We start from the raw sequence: 15,609 nt of genomic DNA, 5'->3' as shown, positions 1-15,609 counted from the left end.
AAGCTCGGCGAGGACTCCTTCGGAAACCCGTCGGCAGCGTGTGCCCGCCGACCGTCCAAAGGAGTGCCGATGCCCCTGCCCCCTGCCCGCCACCGAGTCGCCGTCGTCGGCACCGGTGCCATCGTCGCCGACAGCCACCTGCCGGCACTGCGGGCCCACGCCGACCGCACAGAACTCGTGGCCGCCGTCGATGTGGACCCGGGCAGGCTCGACGCCTTTGGCGAACTGGCCGGCGAGCAGGTCGCCGGGTACGCCTCGATGGACGCGATGCTCGACGCGGTACGCCCCGACCTGGTGCTGATCGGAACGCCGCCGTCGCTGCACCGGGAGCAGACGGTGGCCTCGCTCCGGGCCGGCGCCTGGGTACTGTGCGAGAAGCCGCTGTGCCTGTCGCTCGCCGAGTACGACGAGATCGCGGCGGCGGAGGCCGCGTCGGGCGCGTACGCCTCCGTGATCTTCCAGCACCGCTACGGTTCGGGCTCCGTCCACGCCCGGGAACTGATCGCGAGCGGCGCGCTGGGTACCCCGCTGGTCGCGCACTGCCAGACCACCTGGCACCGGGACGCCGCGTACTACGCCGTCCCCTGGCGCGGGCGGTGGGCCACCGAGGGCGGCGGACCGACGATGGGGCACGGCATCCACCAGTACGACCTGCTGCTTCATCTCCTCGGCCCGTGGGAGGAGGTACGGGCCATGGCGGGCCGGCTCGTCCACGACACCGAGAGCGAGGACGTCTCCACCGCCCTGGTCCGCTTCCGCGGCGGTGCCCTCGCCACCGTCGTCAACAGCGTGCTCTCACCGGACGAGGTGAGCCGTGTCCGCGTGGACTGCGCCGACGCCACGGTCGAGCTCACCCACCTGTACGGACACCGCAACGACGACTGGTCGTACACCCCGGCGCGGCACGTCCCCGCCGAACGCGCTGCTGCCTGGCGTACCCCGCCGCACGACGTACCCAGCTCGCACACGGCCCAGCTCGGCGCCCTCCTCGACGCCTACGACGCCGGGGTCCGGCCGCCGGGCAGCGGCCGAGAGGCCCGGGCCACCCTCGAATTCGCCGCCGCCCTGTACAAGTCCGCGTTCACCGGCCACCCGGTGCGGGCCGGCGAGATCGCGGCCGGCGACCCCTTCCACACGGCCATGCACGGCGGCCACCCCGACTGGGCCCCGAAGGAGCACGCATGAGTGCCCGCGCCGAGCACGCCGAGCGTGCCACCCGCGGTCTCCGCGTCGGTCGCCCCCACGGCGAGGCCGCCACGGTCGCTTACGCGGGCGGCACGGAGATCCTGCGCCATGTCCACCGCCCCGGCCCCGACGCCTTCGAGTCCCGCAAGCCGCACGGGTGAACGAGCGGGCCTTCGGCGACAGCCCCTGGGACGGATGGCGGTCACTGCCCCCGGACCGGCCTCGAGTTCCCGTACGAGTGGGGGAGGCGGGCCGATGCCACGGCGAGGGCGGTGGCCGCGCTCGCGATGCCGAGAACCGCGCCGGCGGCGACATCACCCGGGTAGTGCACGCCCGTATGGATGCGTGAGTAGCCGACCGCGCCGGCCAGCGCGCCGAGCGGGACGGAGGCGGTGGGCAGGACCGTACCGACGGCGGTGGCGAAAGCGACCGCCGACGCGGTGTGCCCGGACGGGAAGGAGGCCGATGTCGGCATGGGGACGTGCCGGTCCACGGTCACCCGGGCCGCCTCCCGGTCCGGCCGGTCCCTGCGGACGAGGCGCTTGCCGAGGATGTTGGCCGATGCCGACGCCACCGCTATGGCCCCGACCCCGACGAGCGCGGCCCGGCGCGACCGCGACCCGCCCAGGGCGAGGGCGCCGGCGATGGCGAACGAGATCTTCGAGTGGTCGGCGGCGTGCGAGAGATGGCGCAGCGCCCGGTCGAGGGTGGGGGTGGGAGTGGCGGCCACCGCCGCGTACAGGGCGCCGTCGACGGACCTGAGATCACTGAGGACGGCGGACACCACCCGGCGGAGGCCGTCGGCAGAGGGCACAGGCGTCGTGAGCGGGCGGGCTCCGCCCTGGTCGGTGGTGGTCGGCTCGCTCATTCGTCTCTCCCGCGGTGGTGTGGTGGAGCAGGGTCCGCACGTCCGGGGCCCGCTGGGCACACCCGCACCGCGGACCGGGAATCACCAGGTGCCCACGGTACGCGTGGTCAGCCCCATACGTTCGCGCACCCCCGCCGCCACGCCCGGCGGCCGCGCCGCACCGGCCCGCCCGGAGCGGTTCGGACGCACCGGACACCGGCACCTCGGATCATCCCGGCGACGACGGCCAAGGCGAAGGCCACGGCCACTGAACCTCAGCCCAGAGCGCGGTCCAGATTGAACGCGGCGCTGATCAGCGAGAGATGCGTGAACGCCTGCGGAAAGTTGCCCTGCTGTTCCCCGCTGTGGCTGATCTCCTCGGCGTACAGGCCGAGATGGTTGGCGTACGTCAGCATCTTCTCGAAGGCGAGGGATGCCTCGTCGAGCCGGCCGGCCCGGGTCAGTGCCTCGACGTACCAGAACGTGCAGATGGAGAACGTGCCCTCGGCGCCGTGCAGGCCGTCCGGGCTCGTCCGCGGGTCGTACCGGTAGACCAGGGAGTCCGACACCAGGTCCTCGGTGAGGGAGTCCAGGGTGGACAGCCACTTCGGGTCGGTCGGCGCGATGAACTTCGCCAGCGGCATCATCAGTACCGCCGCATCCAGCACATCGCCCTCCTCGTGCTGCACGAAGGCCTGGCGCGTATCGGACCAGCCATGGCTCATGATCCGCCGGTAGACGGCGTCGCGGCTCGTCTGCCAGTGGGGGAGGTCGGCGGGCAGCCCGCGCCGATGGGCCATGCGGATGGCCCGCTCGATCGCCACCCAGCACATCAACCGTGAGTAAAGGAAGTTCTTGCGCCCGCCGCGCGTTTCCCAGATCCCCTCGTCGGGCTGGTACCAGTGCGCGCACACCCAGTCCACCAGTGCGCACACATGGTCCCACTGCTCGCTGGAAACCGGCTCGGCCCATTTGTCGTACAGGTAGACGGAGTCGATCAACGCCCCGTAGATGTCGAGTTGCAACTGGTCGGACGCCGCGTTGCCGACCCGTACCGGCGCCGAGCCCCGGTACCCCTCCAGATGTCCGAGCTCGCGCTCGGGCAGTTCGGTGCGGCCATCGATGCCGTACATGATCTGCAGAGGGCCGGAGGGGCGGTCGGTACCCGGGCTGACGTGCCGGGACACGAACCCCATGAACGCCTCGGCCTCCTCGGAGAAGCCCAGCCGCAGCAGCGCGTATACGCAGAAGGCCGCGTCCCGCACCCATACGTACCGGTAGTCCCAGTTGCGCTCCCCGCCGAGCTCCTCCGGCAGACTCGTAGTGGGCGCCGCCACGATCGCCCCGGTCGGCGCGTAGGTGAGCAGCTTCAGGGTGAGGGCGGAGCGGTGCACCATCTCCCGCCAGCGGCCGCGGTAACGCGAGGAGGACAGCCAGCGCCGCCAGTACCGCACGGTCTCACCGAACTGGTCCTCCGCCTCCCGCTGCGCGCAGCGGCGGGGGGACACCTCACCACCGACCTGGTCCAGGGCGAACACCGCCGTCTCGCCCTCGGCGAGCTTGAAGTCGGCCCACGCGTCCGGGCCGTCCGCCTCCAGGGGGACGGTCGAGGTGAGCGCGAGGGACAGCGCCTCGGAGGCGAACAGCGCCATGCCGTCGGTCAACCGCAGGGTGTGCGGCCGGGTGCCGTACTCGAATCTCGGAGCCGCCCGCATCCGGAACGGCAGGGACCCGCGTACACACACCACCCGCCGGATCAGCCGGTGCCGGCCCGCCTCGGCCGACTCCCCGGCGACGGGCATGAAGTCCTGCACCTCACCCACGCCGTCCTCGGTGAAGAACCTGGTGATCAGGACGTTGGTGCTGGGGAAGTAGAACTGCCTGGTACGCGCCGGTACGGCCGCCGCCAGCTCGAAGCAGCCGCCGCGCTCGGCATCCAGGATCGCGGCGAACACGCTCGGCGCGTCGAAGTCCGGACAGCAATACCAGTCGATGGTGCCGTTGGTCCCCACCAGCGCCACACTGCGCAGGTCGCCGATCAGCCCGTGATCGGCGATCGGCACGTACCGGTGCCCGCCGGACACACCCCGCTCCTCGGCCGTCCCGTCCATCACAGCCTCCCTGCTCCGGCCCGCGTCGCCGTACTGCGACCCGGCCCGCGTGGCCGCACTTCCAGCCTAGGCAGATCTGACCGGCCCGGCAGTCCGTGGCGAGCGGTTACGCCACGACGACGCGCAGCCCCGCCTCCTCGAACCGGCGCACCGTCTCCGGGGCCACCGCCGAGTCCGTGACCACGGTGTCCACCGACTCGGCCGGGCAGATCCGGGCGAACGCCCGCCGGCCCAGCTTGCTGGAGTCGGCGGCCACGATCACCCGCTCCGCCCGCTCGCACAGCAGCCGGTTGATCGCCGCCTCCGCCTCGTCGTGCGCCGCCGCGCCGTGCGTGACGTCGAAGGCGACGACACCGAGCACCGCCACGTCGAGCGTGATCTGTTCCAGCACGCCGTCCGCGAGCGGCCCGACCAGCTCGTACGACTGAGCCCGCGCCACGCCGCCCGTCACCACGATCTTGAACTGCGGCCGCACGGCGAGCTCACCCGCGATGTTGAGCGCGTTCGTCACCACCGTCAGCGCGGGCGACCCGGACGCGAGATCACCGCGCACCGCCAGCGCGCGCGCCACCTCCGTGGTGGTGGTGCCGCCGGTCAGCCCGACCGCCTCACCCGCTGCGAGCAGATCTGCCACAGCCCGGGCTATCCGCTGCTTCTCGGAGGCGCGGCGCGCGGTCTTGTAGCGCAACGGCAGCTCGTACGACACCCCGTGCGCCACGGCCCCGCCCCGGGTGCGCACCAGCACCTGCTGCCCGGCGAGCTGGTCGAAGTCCCGGCGGATCGTCGCGGCCGACACCTCCAGCTCGGCGGCGGTCTCGTCGACGTCCAACCGGCCCCGCTCCACGAGCAGTTCCAGCAGCGCCTGCCAGCGGGTGTCCCGCGACATCCGCCCTCCTGTCGTGCGGTTCCTGCCGTCCCCGGACCCGAGCCCCGGACCCCGGGCCTCCGGGCGTCCCGGGCCGTTTCCGGACCTGTGGCGACCCTAGCGCACCCCTCTTCTGCTCGAATGCTTGATTGTGCTCGAAACTCCGCTCTATCTTGCAGTAACAATCACCGAGCAGGGTGGGGGCGGTCATGACGTATGTCGAGGACGAGCTGACGAGCCAGCCCGAGTGCTGGATGCGTGCCGCGGCGCAGGCCGGCGAGTACACCCGGGTGCTCCCGACGCCGGGAGAGCGGGTCGCGGTCGTCGGCTGCGGCACTTCGTACTTCATGGCGCAGGCGGTGGCGGCCCTGCGCGAGGGAGCGGGCCAGGGCGAGACGGACGCCTTCGCCGCCTCGGAGTTCCCGTACGGACGCGACTACGACCATGTCGTCGCCCTCACCCGTTCCGGCACCACCACCGAAGTCCTCGGTCTGCTCGACCGGTTGAAGGGCGGCACCCGCACCACCGCCCTCACCGCCGACCCGAGCACCCCCGTGGCGACGTCGGCGGACGAGACCGTCGTACTCGACTACGCGGACGAACGCTCCGTCGTCCAGACCCGGTTCGCGACCACGGCACTCACCCTGCTCCGCGCCCATCTCGGCCTGCACAGCGACACGGCCGTGGAGGACGCGCGCACCGCGCTCGAGCACCCGTTGCCCGAAGAGCTCGTGCACCGAACCCAGTTCACCTTCCTCGGCCGCGGCTGGACCGTGGGCCTCGCCAACGAGGCCGCACTGAAGATGCGGGAGGCGGCGCTGGCATGGACGGAGGCCTACCCGGCGATGGAGTACCGGCATGGTCCCATCAGCGTCACCACCCACTCCACGGCCACCTGGATGCTGGGTGACGCACCGGAGGGTCTCGCCCAACAGGTGCGGGACACCGGTGGATTGTGGATCCAGGGCGCCCTCGACCCGCTGGCCGAACTCGTCCGCGCCCAGCGCCTGGCCGTCGCCGTGGCGGCGGCCCGTGGCCTGGACCCCGACCACCCCCGCCACCTCACCCGCTCCATCGTCCTCGACTCCTGACACCGACCGCCAAAAGGACAGGCCGTGCCCCTCACCACCACCGGCGAACTCGTCGGCCGCGCCGCCACGGCCGGAGCGGCGGTCGCCTCGTTCAACGTCATCACACTGGAACACATCGAAGCCGTCATCGCCGGAGCCGAGTCGATGAACGCTCCCGTCGTCCTCCAAGTCAGCGAGAACGCCGTCAAGTTCCGCTACGGCCGTCTGCTGCCGCTCGCCCGCGCCGCCGTCGCCGCCGCCGAACGCGCCGCCGTACCCGTCGCGCTGCACCTCGACCACGTCCAGAGCGACAGTCTGCTGCGCCAGGCCCCGGACGCAGGCTTCGGCTCCGTCATGTACGACGCGGCCCGGTTGCCCTACGCCGAGAACCTTGCCGCGACCCGGGCGGCCGTCGACTGGGCGCACGCCCGGGGCCTGTGGATCGAGGCGGAACTGGGAGAGATCGGCGGCAAGGGCGGCAGGCCTCCGCTGGACGCACACGCGCCCGGTGCCCGCACCGACCCCGACCAGGCCCGCGCCTTCGTCGCCGCCTCGGGCGTGGACGCGCTCGCCGTCGCCGTCGGCACCACGCACGCGATGACCACCCGCACCGCCGCCCTCGACCACGCCCTCCTCACCCGCCTGTCCGCCACCCTGGACGTCCCGCTCGTCCTGCACGGCTCCTCCGGCCTCCCGGACGCCGAACTCACCGCCGCCGTCGGATCGGGCATCGCCAAGGTGAACATCGGCACGGCACTGAACATCGCCATGACCGGCGCCATCCGGGACTTCCTCGCCGCCCGCCCCGAAGCGGTCGACTCCCGCGGCTACCTGACGGTGGGCCGCGAGGCGATGACCCGCGCGGTGGCGGACATCATCGGGACACTCACGGCACGCTGAGAAACCGCCGGGAGCACCGACACTTCAAGCTCCGCCATCCGTCCCTCGGACCGTGGCCGTCATCCGCTCCACCGTGGCCGCTCCGGCCCGGAGCAAGCGGTGCACGCCCCGGGACCGGGCGGGTACGGACACGACCCCCGGTCCCGGGGAATGCCGTGCTACCGCTTCACGGCCTTCAGCACGACGAACTTCCGGTCGCTCGCGGCCACTTCGCTGTTCCCGAACAACCGTCGCAGCTTCACGTGGTAGCCCAGATGCCGGTTGCCGACCACCCACAGCTCACCACCGGGCCGCAGGGCACGCCGGGCACCGGTGAACATGCGCCAGGCGCCGGCGTCGCTGGTCGCCTGGTGGGAGTGGAACGGCGGATTGTTGAGCACCAGGTCGACACTGGAGTCCGGCACGCCCGTCAGGCCGTCGCCGACCCGGAACTCGGCATGCCCCGGTACGTCGTTGGCCCGGTACGTGGCCTGTGCGGACGCCACCGCCTGGAACGACTCGTCCACGAACAGCACCTCGGCCCGCGGATCGGCCAGCGCCACCGCCGTACCGACGACGCCGTTGCCGCACCCGAGGTCCACCACCCGAAGGCCCGGCCGATCCGACGGCGGCTGCGGCAGATGCCGGAGGAAGAACCGGGTGCCGATGTCGAGCCGGTCCGCGCAGAAGACCCCCGCGTGGTTGACGACGGTCCGTCCGGAGACCGCGCCGATGCCCTCGGGCAGCCGGTAGCTGTACGGCCAGGAGGTGGCGGGACGCACCAGTGCCGGGTCCGGTGTGCAGAGGATCAGCCGCGCCTTCTTCTCGGCGAGGGAGGTCCGGGTGGGGCCGATGATCCGCTCGAAGAGGTTCAGCGTCGAGGTGTGGATCTCCTTCACCATGCCGGTGCCGACGACGACCGTGCCGGCGTGCACCGCGGGCGCCAGCCGCAGCAACTGGTCCTCCAGCAGCGCCAGGCTCTTGGGCACCCGCACCAGCAGCACGTCGATCCGGCCCGGCGGCGGGTCCTGCGTGGTGAGCAGCGGGACCGTACCCGGCTCGACACCGGCCCGCGCCAGGTTCGCGCGGGTGGCCTCTTGCCCCAGCCAGGAGTCGGTGATCTGCGTCGGCCGGTACGCGGCGAGCGCCGTGACGAGCGCCCCCCACCGGTCCCCGACGACCACGACCGTGCCGTCCAGCGGCACCTCTTCCCGGTCGAGATGCCCGAGCAGGTACTCGTCGGATGCGTCCCAGGCGCGCAGCCTGTCGCGGGGATCCTCGGGGAAGCGGGCCAGGACCGGCGCACCCCACGCAGTCGTCATACGGTCGTTCATCGTGCGACCAGGCTAGCCGAGCCCTGGCCCGGACCGTGCCGGGCAGGAGGGCCGTCGGGCAGGATGGATCCCATGGACGGCGAGCTCTTCCCCCGGCCCCGCGCCGAGGTCGCGCCCGGCGCGGTGCACGTGCCGGACTGGCTGGACGCCCGGACACAGCGCACCCTGCTCGACGCGTGCCGCGCGTGGGCCCGCCCGCCCGCCGGACTGCGCACGGTCCGCACACCCGGCGGCGGCACGATGACCGCCCGGCAGGTGTGCCTGGGATGGCACTGGTATCCGTACGGCTACGCGCGCACCGTCGTCGACGGCGACGGCGCCCCGGTCAAGCCGTTCCCCGCCCGCCTCGGCGAACTGGGCCACCGCGCGGTGACCGACGCGCTCGGCCCGGACGCGGCGCCGGCGGGGACCGCGTACGACATCGCCCTGATCAACTTCTACGACGCCGACGCCCGCATGGGCATGCACCGTGACGGGGACGAGGAGAGCGACGCGCCCGTGGTGTCGCTGAGCCTCGGCGACACCTGTGTCTTCCGCTTCGGCAGCCCCCAGGCCCGGACTCGCCCCTATACGGACGTCGAGCTGCGCAGCGGTGACCTTTTCGTCTTCGGCGGGCCGTCGCGGGCGGCGTACCACGGGGTCCCGCGCGTGCACGCGGGCACGGCGCCACCGGGGCTGGGGCTGAAAGGCAGGCTGAACATCACACTCCGGGTCAGCGGCCGGTAACCGGACGCGGTCGCGATCATGGGAGACTCGCCCTCATGAGAGGGAAGGCGAACCCCCGGCCGACGGGGGAAGGAACCACCTCGAGGACGCGGCTGGACCGGGGGCGCGGTGCGCTCGGGCCCGCGCTGGAGCTCGTGCACACCGGGCGTGCGCCGACCCGCGCGGTGCTCACCGCGGAGCTGGGCGTGACGCGGGCGACGGCCGGCGCGGTCGCCGCCGAACTCGAGGCACTCGGCCTGATCCGGGTCGACGCGCGGCCCGGCGCCGCGGCCGGCTCCCAGGGCCGCCCCTCGCACCGGCTCTCGGTGGCCGAGGACGGCCCCGTGGCGCTGGCCGCGCAGGTGCACGCCGACGGCTTTCGGGCCGCCCTGGTCGGCCTCGGTGGCCGGATCGTGGCCACCGCCCCCGGCTGTGAGGTCGTCGACGCCGACCCGGCGAAGGTGCTCGGCTCCGTCGTCGCGGCCGGCGCGGACCTGCTCCGGGAGACCGGACGCCGCTGCGTCGGAGCGGGGCTCGCCGTACCGTCCGCGATGGCGGAACCCGAAGGACTGGCCCTCAACCCGATGCACCTCGCCTGGCCCGCGGGAGCCCCGGTCCGGGAGATCTTCGCCGAGCAGCTGCGCGCCGCCGGCCTCGACGGCCCCGCCTTCGCCGGCAACGACGTCAACCTCGCCGCCCTCGCCGAACACCGGCACGGCGCCGGGCGCGGCGCGCGCGACCTGCTGTGCGTGGCCACCGGCCACCGGGGCGTCGGCGGCGCGCTGGTGCTCGACGGCCGCTTGCACACCGGCAGTTCCGGCCTCGCCCTGGAGGTCGGCCACGTCCCCGTCAACCCCGGAGGCCGGCCCTGCCACTGCGGCAGCCGGGGCTGTCTCGACGTGGAGGCGGACCCGCTGGCCCTCCTCACCGCGGCCGGACGTGAACCCGGCCCCGAGGTGTCCCTCCTGAAGCAGGCCGACACGCTGATCCGCGAGCACTACGACGACCCTGCCGTCCGTTCCGCCGTCGCCACCCTCGTCGACCGCCTGGGGCTGGGCCTCGCCAACCTGGTGAACATCCTCAACCCGGACAGGATCATCCTCGGCGGCCTGCACGGCACCCTCCTGGACGCCGCCCCGGACCGGCTGCGCGCCGTCGTCGCCGACCGCAGTCTGTGGGGCCGCAGCGGTGGCGTCCCCATTCTGGCGTGCACGCTGGCTCACAACAGCCTGGCCGGCGCCGCCGAACTCGCCTGGCAGCCGGTCCTGGACGACCCGTTGGGGACCCTGGCGTAGCGGGCGGACGGGACGGCGGATGCCCGCGCCGACAGGCGCACCCTGCGTAGGCCGTCGCACAATGACCACGACGTACGAACGGGTCGCATGCGCGGCTCCTGCGCGAGCGCCGAAGAAACGGCCCGTACGAATGGCCCGTACGAGTGCCCGTACGAATGGGCCGTACGTATACGTATGGGCCGTGCGAACGGGTGGTACGCGAGGACTGTACGCGCGGGCCGCGGGAACAGGTGGTGCGAACCGGCCCGGAGGCGCGTCCCGGACCGACCGACCGACAGAAAGCCGAGGTCATGACCGACGAACTCACCGTGAGCGTCCTGGGCACCGGCATCATGGGTGCGGCGATGGCCCGCAACCTCGCCCGTGCCGGCCACACCGTCCGCGTCTGGAACCGCACCCGTGCCAAGGCCGACCCGCTCGTGGCCGACGGCGCGCACATCGCCGGCACCCCCGCCGAGGCGGTCGAGTCCGCCGACGTCGTCCTGACCATGCTGTACGACGGTTCCGCCACCCTGGAGACGATGCGGCTGGCCGCACCCGCGCTGCGGCGCGGAAGCGTCTGGGCGCAGTCCACCACCGCCGGCCTCGAGGGTGTCGCCGAGCTGGCCGGCTTCGCGCGCGAGCACGGTCTGCTCTTCTACGACGCCCCGGTGCTGGGCACCCGTCAGCCGGCCGAGGCCGGACAGCTGACCGTGCTCGCCGCCGGACCGGCCGAGGGCCGGGGCACGGTGACGCCGGTGTTCGACGCCGTCGGCGCCCGCACCGTGTGGACCGGGGAGGACGGAGCGGCCGGCAGCGCCACCCGCCTCAAGCTGGTGGTCAACAGCTGGGTCCTGGCGGCCACATCGGCGGTGGGTGAGACCCTCGCCCTGGCCAAGGCGCTGGACGTCGAGCCCGACGGCTTCTTCGACCTCATCGCCGGTGGCCCGCTCGACATGGGCTACCTGCGGGCCAAGGCGGGGCTGATCCTCGACGGGCGGCTGTCCCCGGCCCAGTTCGCCGTGAACACCGCGGCCAAGGACGCCCGTCTGATCGTCCGGGCCGGCGAACAGCACGGTGTACGTCTGGACGTGGCCGCGGCCGGCGCCGAACGCCTGGAACGTGCCGCCGCCCAGGGGCACGGTGACGAGGACATGGCCGCCGCCTACTACGCCGGCTTCGACGAACCCCCCGCCTGAACGGCCGCCCCGGCCGCCCGCCCCGCCCGTGCCGCCGCCCCCAGCGGCCGCCGCATCCCCTCCCGAGCACCCGTACGCAACAACGTCCGGGGACCTGTCCGAAGACCCTCCGAGGAGTCCGTATGTCCAAGCCCCCGCTGCCCCCCGAGGCCGACGCCCTGCTGGGCCGCCCCAACCCCTGTGTCATGGCCACCCTCCGCTCCGACGGCACGCCCGTCTCCACGCCCACCTGGTACGTGTGGGAGGACGGTCGCGTGCTGATCAGCCTGGACGAGGGCCGGGTACGCCTGAAGCATCTGCGCCGCGACCCGCGCGTCACCCTCACGGTGCTGGCCGATGACGACTGGTACACCCACGTCACCCTCATCGGCCGTGTCGTCGAGCTGAACGACGACGAGGGCCTGGCCGACATCGACCGTATCTCCCGGCACTACACCGGCAACCCGTACCCGGACCGGGCGCGGGCGCGGGCCAGCGCCTGGATCGAGGTCGAACGCTGGCACGGCTGGGGCGCGATGAAGGACAGCTCCCAGGCGTCTACCTGAGCCCCGGCTGCCCGGAGCGGAACGGGCTCACCCCAGGGCTGCCCCATGACGCCCCCGGGGGGAGCCGGTTTCGCCCCTCGGGGCCGCCCGGCCGGACAGCCGCTGTGCTGTACGTACCAGTAGGTACAGCACCCGGGGCGGACGGAAGCAGACGTCGCCGTCCGGCGTACTCCTCCTGAGGCAGGCACAGTGCCGCCGACCGTACGACGACCCGGCACCCCTCGGGAGCGACTCTCGGAAGCGAAGCAGCACAACGACGCGTCACGACGCTTCGCACGACGACAGGACGTCGGCGCGCGCATCCGAGGAGTTGAACGACCATGCAGACCCTGGCGCACTTCGGCGACGGCGGGCCCGGCCCGTGGATCCTGCTCTTCCCCCTGCTCTGGGCCCTGGTCATCGGCGGTGGCATCGCCCTGCTGCGCCGCACGGTGTGGCGCGGACGCCACGGACCCGGGCACGGCCCTGGCGGGCCCGCAGTGGCGGACAACTCGCCCATCGCGGTGCTCGGTCACCGCTTCGCCTCCGGTGAGATCGACGAGGACGAGTACTGGCGGCGGCTGTCCGTCCTGGACGAGGAGTTCGGCCGGCACGGCAAGGGCGGTGCGGCATGACAACAGGAGGGACCAGGACCCCGCCTCCGGCCCGTGCCCGTGTCGGGGGCCCGGACCTCGGCGGCTTCGGCGGCCGCGACGACCATCGGCTCGGCCTCGGCCCAGGGGGCGGCGCGGCGGAGACCGCGTGATGCCCATTCCGGTCCGCGCGCTGTCGGCGACGGCCGGGTCATCACGTCCCGGGCGCAGCCGCACGCCGGCCCCGGCGGTCCGCGCTCCCGCCCGCGGACGAGGCCCGCTTCGGGCCGTCGGCCGGCCTGGGGCCGCCGAGTGAGGTACCGCGTACGGGAGGTGGGCACCGCCCGGTCAGCCGACAACGGCGGACCGGGCGGGAGCGGGTTCGGAGCGGCGGTCCTCGAGGGCGTGCTCGACGAGTGTGACCTCCGCGAACCGGTGCACGGCGTGCTCCCCGGAGGTAATCCGCGGATAGTGGTCCCAGTCCGCGACGGGGGCCGCGGACGGCGCCGGCAGCGTGAACCACACGACCTTGCCGGACTCACCGTCCGGAAGGGCGCCCCAGCTCTCGCTCATCGCGGCCACCATCGCGAGCCCGCGCCCACAGGTGGCGAGCGGAGCCGCGTCCCCGACGACCGGCAGACGCGGGTCGTGGTCGTGCACCGAGACCTTGAGCTGGTCGAGCAGCACCTCCAGCTCGACCGTGCAGGTCTTGTCGGGCTGGGCGTGCCGGTGGACGTTGGACAACAGCTCCGTCACACCGAGCGAGGCCCGGTCTATCAGGGTGTCCATATGCCAGTAGCGCAATTGCGCAGATACGATTCTGCGGACCTGGCCGATCCGCGACGGCAGAGCCTGGAGCTCCACCGTGCAGTGTCTGCTTGGGTGAGTGATCACAGCTGCGACTCCCCGGTGTCAGGCCCGGACGGGCGCCCGGAAGAACACGGAGTACGGATCCAGCAGGGTGCCTGCGTGACATGGCCGCCTGCTGTCGTGGCCGACGGGCTGGTTCGCAGCGTTATCGCCGGTAAACCCAGAGTGACGTGAGAACAGAGTGGCGCAGGGCCTGGGGCGGCGCAACTCGCGGGCATCTCAGGCGCCGCGCCCCGATGCCCGGCGTACGGCTTCGATGAAGCGGCGCGCCGCGGGCGGGCCCGGCTCGCCCGGCGCCGGGTCGTGGTCACTCAGGGTCAGCAGGTACCGGTGGCCGTTGAGGTCGGCCAGGGCGCGGCCCTCTGGGGTGAACCAGGGCCGGGAGGCGCGTACGGCCTGCACCGGCGCGCTGTCGATCTCGCTTCCGTAGCTGGTGAGCAGCTCGAGCCTGCCGTTGCTGATCCGGACCTGTCCGGCCCGGGTGAGCGACCGCAGCCGCCTGCCGATCCGCACGCCCCTGGCCGTGAACTCCAGCTCGGCCATGCCACCCGCCCCCTTGTGCGCGTCGGTGTACCGGACCGTGCTCCATGGGCCGGTACACGTCCTGATCCAGTGTGCTCCCGTCCGGGACTTTGCTCCGCGGGCAGTCTGCCCGCCCCCGCCGTTGAGCACCAGTACGCACGTTCCCCTTCCGGGGGCGTCCGAAGCACTCGCGCGAATGCGCCCCCCACGGTCGCGTGCCGGATGCCGGAAGGTGGCGCCGAGGTGGGACCCAGGCCTTCCTTTGAGCTCCCCAAAGGGGTTTTTATGCAGGTGAGGGGCGGTTCATGGGGTTCTATGATCGGTGTGTCGACCGTGCTGGACGCCGTCGGCGCGCTCAGCGTAAGGAGCCCTGTCGTGAGCATTCCCCAGCAGTCCCCACAGCCCCGGCACACCGTGGACGGCACCACCCTCGACGCCGACCACAGCGACCCCGGCTACCGCGACTGGCTGAAAGAAGCCGTGCGCAGGGTCCAGGCCGACGCCAACCGGTCGGCCGACACCCACCTGCTGCGTTTCCCGCTGCCGGAGCGGTGGGGCGTGCACCTCTATCTCAAGGACGAGTCGACGCACCCGACCGGCAGCCTCAAGCACCGGCTCGCCCGCTCGCTCTTCCTCTACGGACTGTGCAATGGCTGGATCCGTCCGGGCCGCCCGGTGATCGAGGCCTCCAGCGGCTCGACCGCCGTGTCCGAGGCGTACTTCGCGAAGTTGATCGGGGTGCCCTTCATCGCCGTCATGCCGCGCACGACGAGCGCCGAGAAGTGCCGCCTGATCGAGTTCCACGGCGGCCGGTGCCACTTCGTGGACGACCCACGCACCATGTACGAGGCGTCGGCCGCCCTCGCGGCGGAGACCGGCGGCCACTACATGGACCAGTTCACCTACGCCGAACGCGCCACGGACTGGCGGGGAAACAACAACATCGCCGAATCCACCTTCCGCCAGCTGCGGTTGGAGCCCCATCCGGAGCCCGCCTGGATCGTCGCCACGGCCGGCACCGGCGGCACCTCGGCGACCTTCGCCCGCTACGTCCACTACATGCAGTACGACACCCGCATCTGCGTCGCCGACCCCGAGAACTCCTGCTTTTTCGAGGGCTGGACCACCGGCGATCCGGACGTCACCTGCGACCGGGGGTCCCGCATCGAGGGCATCGGCCGGCCCCGCATGGAACCGAGCTTCGTGCCCGGTGCGATCGACCGGATGATGAAGGTCCCCGACGCGGCCGCCGTCGCCGCCGTACGCTCCCTGGAGCAGGCGATCGGGCGCAAGGCGGGCGGCTCCACCGGCACCGGGCTGTGGAGCGCGCTGAAGATCGTCGCTGAGATGGTGGCCGAGGGGCGGCCGGGGAGCGTGGTGACGCTGCTGTGCGATCCGGGGGACCGCTACCTCGACAAGTACTATTCGGACGCCTGGCTGGCCGCCCAGGGCCTGGACGTCGCTCCGTACACGGCGATGATCGAGACGCTGCTGCGGACAGGAACCTGGCCGGACCGACGGTGACCGCCGCACGCGTACGGCCGCGTGATCCCATGGTGTCGGGTGACTTCCGACTGAAGAGCTGAAGAGCTGAAGAGCTGAAGAGCCGGAGGAGCTGAGGGGCCGGGGGC

At 72.7% G+C, this 15,609-nt stretch carries 16 protein-coding genes; 10 read left to right on the top strand and 6 right to left on the bottom strand.

The window, feature by feature from the left end:
• Nucleotides 1-69: 69 nt before the first annotated feature.
• Both ACFYQA_RS27230 and ACFYQA_RS27225 read left to right on the top strand, forming a co-directional pair.
• Nucleotides 70-1,185 (top strand): Gfo/Idh/MocA family protein, encoded by a 1,116-nt coding sequence (locus ACFYQA_RS27230; RefSeq protein ID WP_388923008.1) that lies wholly within the window; start codon nucleotides 70-72, stop codon nucleotides 1,183-1,185.
• Nucleotides 1,182-1,346 carry a hypothetical protein gene (locus ACFYQA_RS27225; protein ID WP_388923005.1) on the top strand — a complete coding sequence of 55 codons (165 nt, stop codon included), beginning with the start codon at nucleotides 1,182-1,184 and terminating at the stop codon, nucleotides 1,344-1,346. The genes ACFYQA_RS27230 and ACFYQA_RS27225 overlap by 4 nt, the downstream gene beginning before the upstream one ends.
• Before the next feature lie 41 nt (nucleotides 1,347-1,387).
• On the opposite strand, the gene ACFYQA_RS27220 is transcribed toward ACFYQA_RS27225, so the two are convergent.
• The 3 genes from ACFYQA_RS27220 to ACFYQA_RS27210 form a co-directional block, all read right to left on the bottom strand.
• Nucleotides 1,388-2,053, bottom strand: coding sequence for a phosphatase PAP2 family protein (locus tag ACFYQA_RS27220; RefSeq protein WP_388923002.1), 666 nt, complete (start codon nucleotides 2,051-2,053; stop codon nucleotides 1,388-1,390).
• A 254-nt stretch (nucleotides 2,054-2,307) separates the two neighbouring features.
• On the bottom strand, nucleotides 2,308-4,143 hold the full coding sequence (locus ACFYQA_RS27215) for a glycoside hydrolase family 15 protein (RefSeq protein ID WP_388923000.1): 1,836 nt from the start codon (nucleotides 4,141-4,143) through the stop codon (nucleotides 2,308-2,310).
• 106 nt (nucleotides 4,144-4,249) lie between these two features.
• Nucleotides 4,250-5,029, bottom strand: coding sequence for a DeoR/GlpR family DNA-binding transcription regulator (locus tag ACFYQA_RS27210; protein ID WP_388922997.1), 780 nt, complete (start codon nucleotides 5,027-5,029; stop codon nucleotides 4,250-4,252).
• A 188-nt stretch (nucleotides 5,030-5,217) separates the two neighbouring features.
• Between ACFYQA_RS27210 and ACFYQA_RS27205 the strand changes: the two genes are divergently transcribed.
• Both ACFYQA_RS27205 and ACFYQA_RS27200 read left to right on the top strand, forming a co-directional pair.
• A complete protein-coding gene (locus ACFYQA_RS27205) occupies nucleotides 5,218-6,099 on the top strand; it encodes an SIS domain-containing protein (RefSeq protein ID WP_388922994.1) in 882 nt (293 codons plus the stop codon).
• A 24-nt stretch (nucleotides 6,100-6,123) separates the two neighbouring features.
• Nucleotides 6,124-6,978: a ketose-bisphosphate aldolase gene (locus tag ACFYQA_RS27200; protein WP_388922991.1), complete on the top strand. Its 855-nt coding sequence runs from the start codon at nucleotides 6,124-6,126 to the stop codon at nucleotides 6,976-6,978.
• A 158-nt stretch (nucleotides 6,979-7,136) separates the two neighbouring features.
• Here ACFYQA_RS27200 and ACFYQA_RS27195 read toward each other — a convergent pair whose 3' ends face one another.
• A complete protein-coding gene (locus tag ACFYQA_RS27195) occupies nucleotides 7,137-8,279 on the bottom strand; it encodes a methyltransferase (RefSeq protein ID WP_388922988.1) in 1,143 nt (380 codons plus the stop codon).
• Nucleotides 8,280-8,363: 84 nt separating this feature from the next.
• Between ACFYQA_RS27195 and ACFYQA_RS27190 the strand changes: the two genes are divergently transcribed.
• The 5 genes from ACFYQA_RS27190 to ACFYQA_RS27170 all read left to right on the top strand — a co-directional run bounded on the left by ACFYQA_RS27190 (nucleotide 8,364) and on the right by ACFYQA_RS27170 (nucleotide 12,628).
• The gene (locus ACFYQA_RS27190) at nucleotides 8,364-9,017 is read left to right on the top strand and encodes an alpha-ketoglutarate-dependent dioxygenase AlkB family protein (RefSeq protein WP_388922985.1); all 654 of its coding nucleotides are present in this window, start codon (nucleotides 8,364-8,366) and stop codon (nucleotides 9,015-9,017) included.
• A 35-nt stretch (nucleotides 9,018-9,052) separates the two neighbouring features.
• Nucleotides 9,053-10,291, top strand: a complete 1,239-nt coding sequence (locus ACFYQA_RS27185) for an ROK family protein (protein WP_388922982.1) — start codon at nucleotides 9,053-9,055, stop codon at nucleotides 10,289-10,291.
• A 290-nt stretch (nucleotides 10,292-10,581) separates the two neighbouring features.
• Nucleotides 10,582-11,469 carry an NAD(P)-dependent oxidoreductase gene (locus tag ACFYQA_RS27180; protein ID WP_388922979.1) on the top strand — a complete coding sequence of 296 codons (888 nt, stop codon included), beginning with the start codon at nucleotides 10,582-10,584 and terminating at the stop codon, nucleotides 11,467-11,469.
• Nucleotides 11,470-11,591: 122 nt separating this feature from the next.
• Complete coding sequence (locus tag ACFYQA_RS27175; RefSeq protein ID WP_388922976.1) at nucleotides 11,592-12,014, top strand: PPOX class F420-dependent oxidoreductase; 423 nt, start codon at nucleotides 11,592-11,594, stop codon at nucleotides 12,012-12,014.
• A 320-nt stretch (nucleotides 12,015-12,334) separates the two neighbouring features.
• Nucleotides 12,335-12,628 (top strand): SHOCT domain-containing protein, encoded by a 294-nt coding sequence (locus tag ACFYQA_RS27170; RefSeq protein ID WP_388922973.1) that lies wholly within the window; start codon nucleotides 12,335-12,337, stop codon nucleotides 12,626-12,628.
• Nucleotides 12,629-12,934: 306 nt separating this feature from the next.
• Here the strand turns inward: ACFYQA_RS27170 and ACFYQA_RS27165 are convergent, their stop codons facing one another.
• Entirely contained in the window at nucleotides 12,935-13,480 is a 546-nt protein-coding gene (locus ACFYQA_RS27165) for an ATP-binding protein (protein WP_388922970.1), read from the bottom strand.
• Between the two features lie 195 nt (nucleotides 13,481-13,675).
• Nucleotides 13,676-13,999, bottom strand: a complete 324-nt coding sequence (locus ACFYQA_RS27160; protein ID WP_388922967.1) for a hypothetical protein — start codon at nucleotides 13,997-13,999, stop codon at nucleotides 13,676-13,678.
• A gap of 354 nt (nucleotides 14,000-14,353) precedes the next feature.
• Between ACFYQA_RS27160 and ACFYQA_RS27155 the strand changes: the two genes are divergently transcribed.
• Nucleotides 14,354-15,502 (top strand): PLP-dependent cysteine synthase family protein, encoded by a 1,149-nt coding sequence (locus ACFYQA_RS27155; RefSeq protein WP_388922964.1) that lies wholly within the window; start codon nucleotides 14,354-14,356, stop codon nucleotides 15,500-15,502.
• Nucleotides 15,503-15,609: the final 107 nt, after the last annotated feature.

The sequence above is a fragment of the Streptomyces sp. NPDC005774 genome (genome assembly GCF_042871645.1).
GTDB classification, from domain to species: domain Bacteria; phylum Actinomycetota; class Actinomycetes; order Streptomycetales; family Streptomycetaceae; genus Streptomyces; species Streptomyces pratens.
This window is presented reverse-complemented; position numbering and strand designations above follow the sequence as displayed.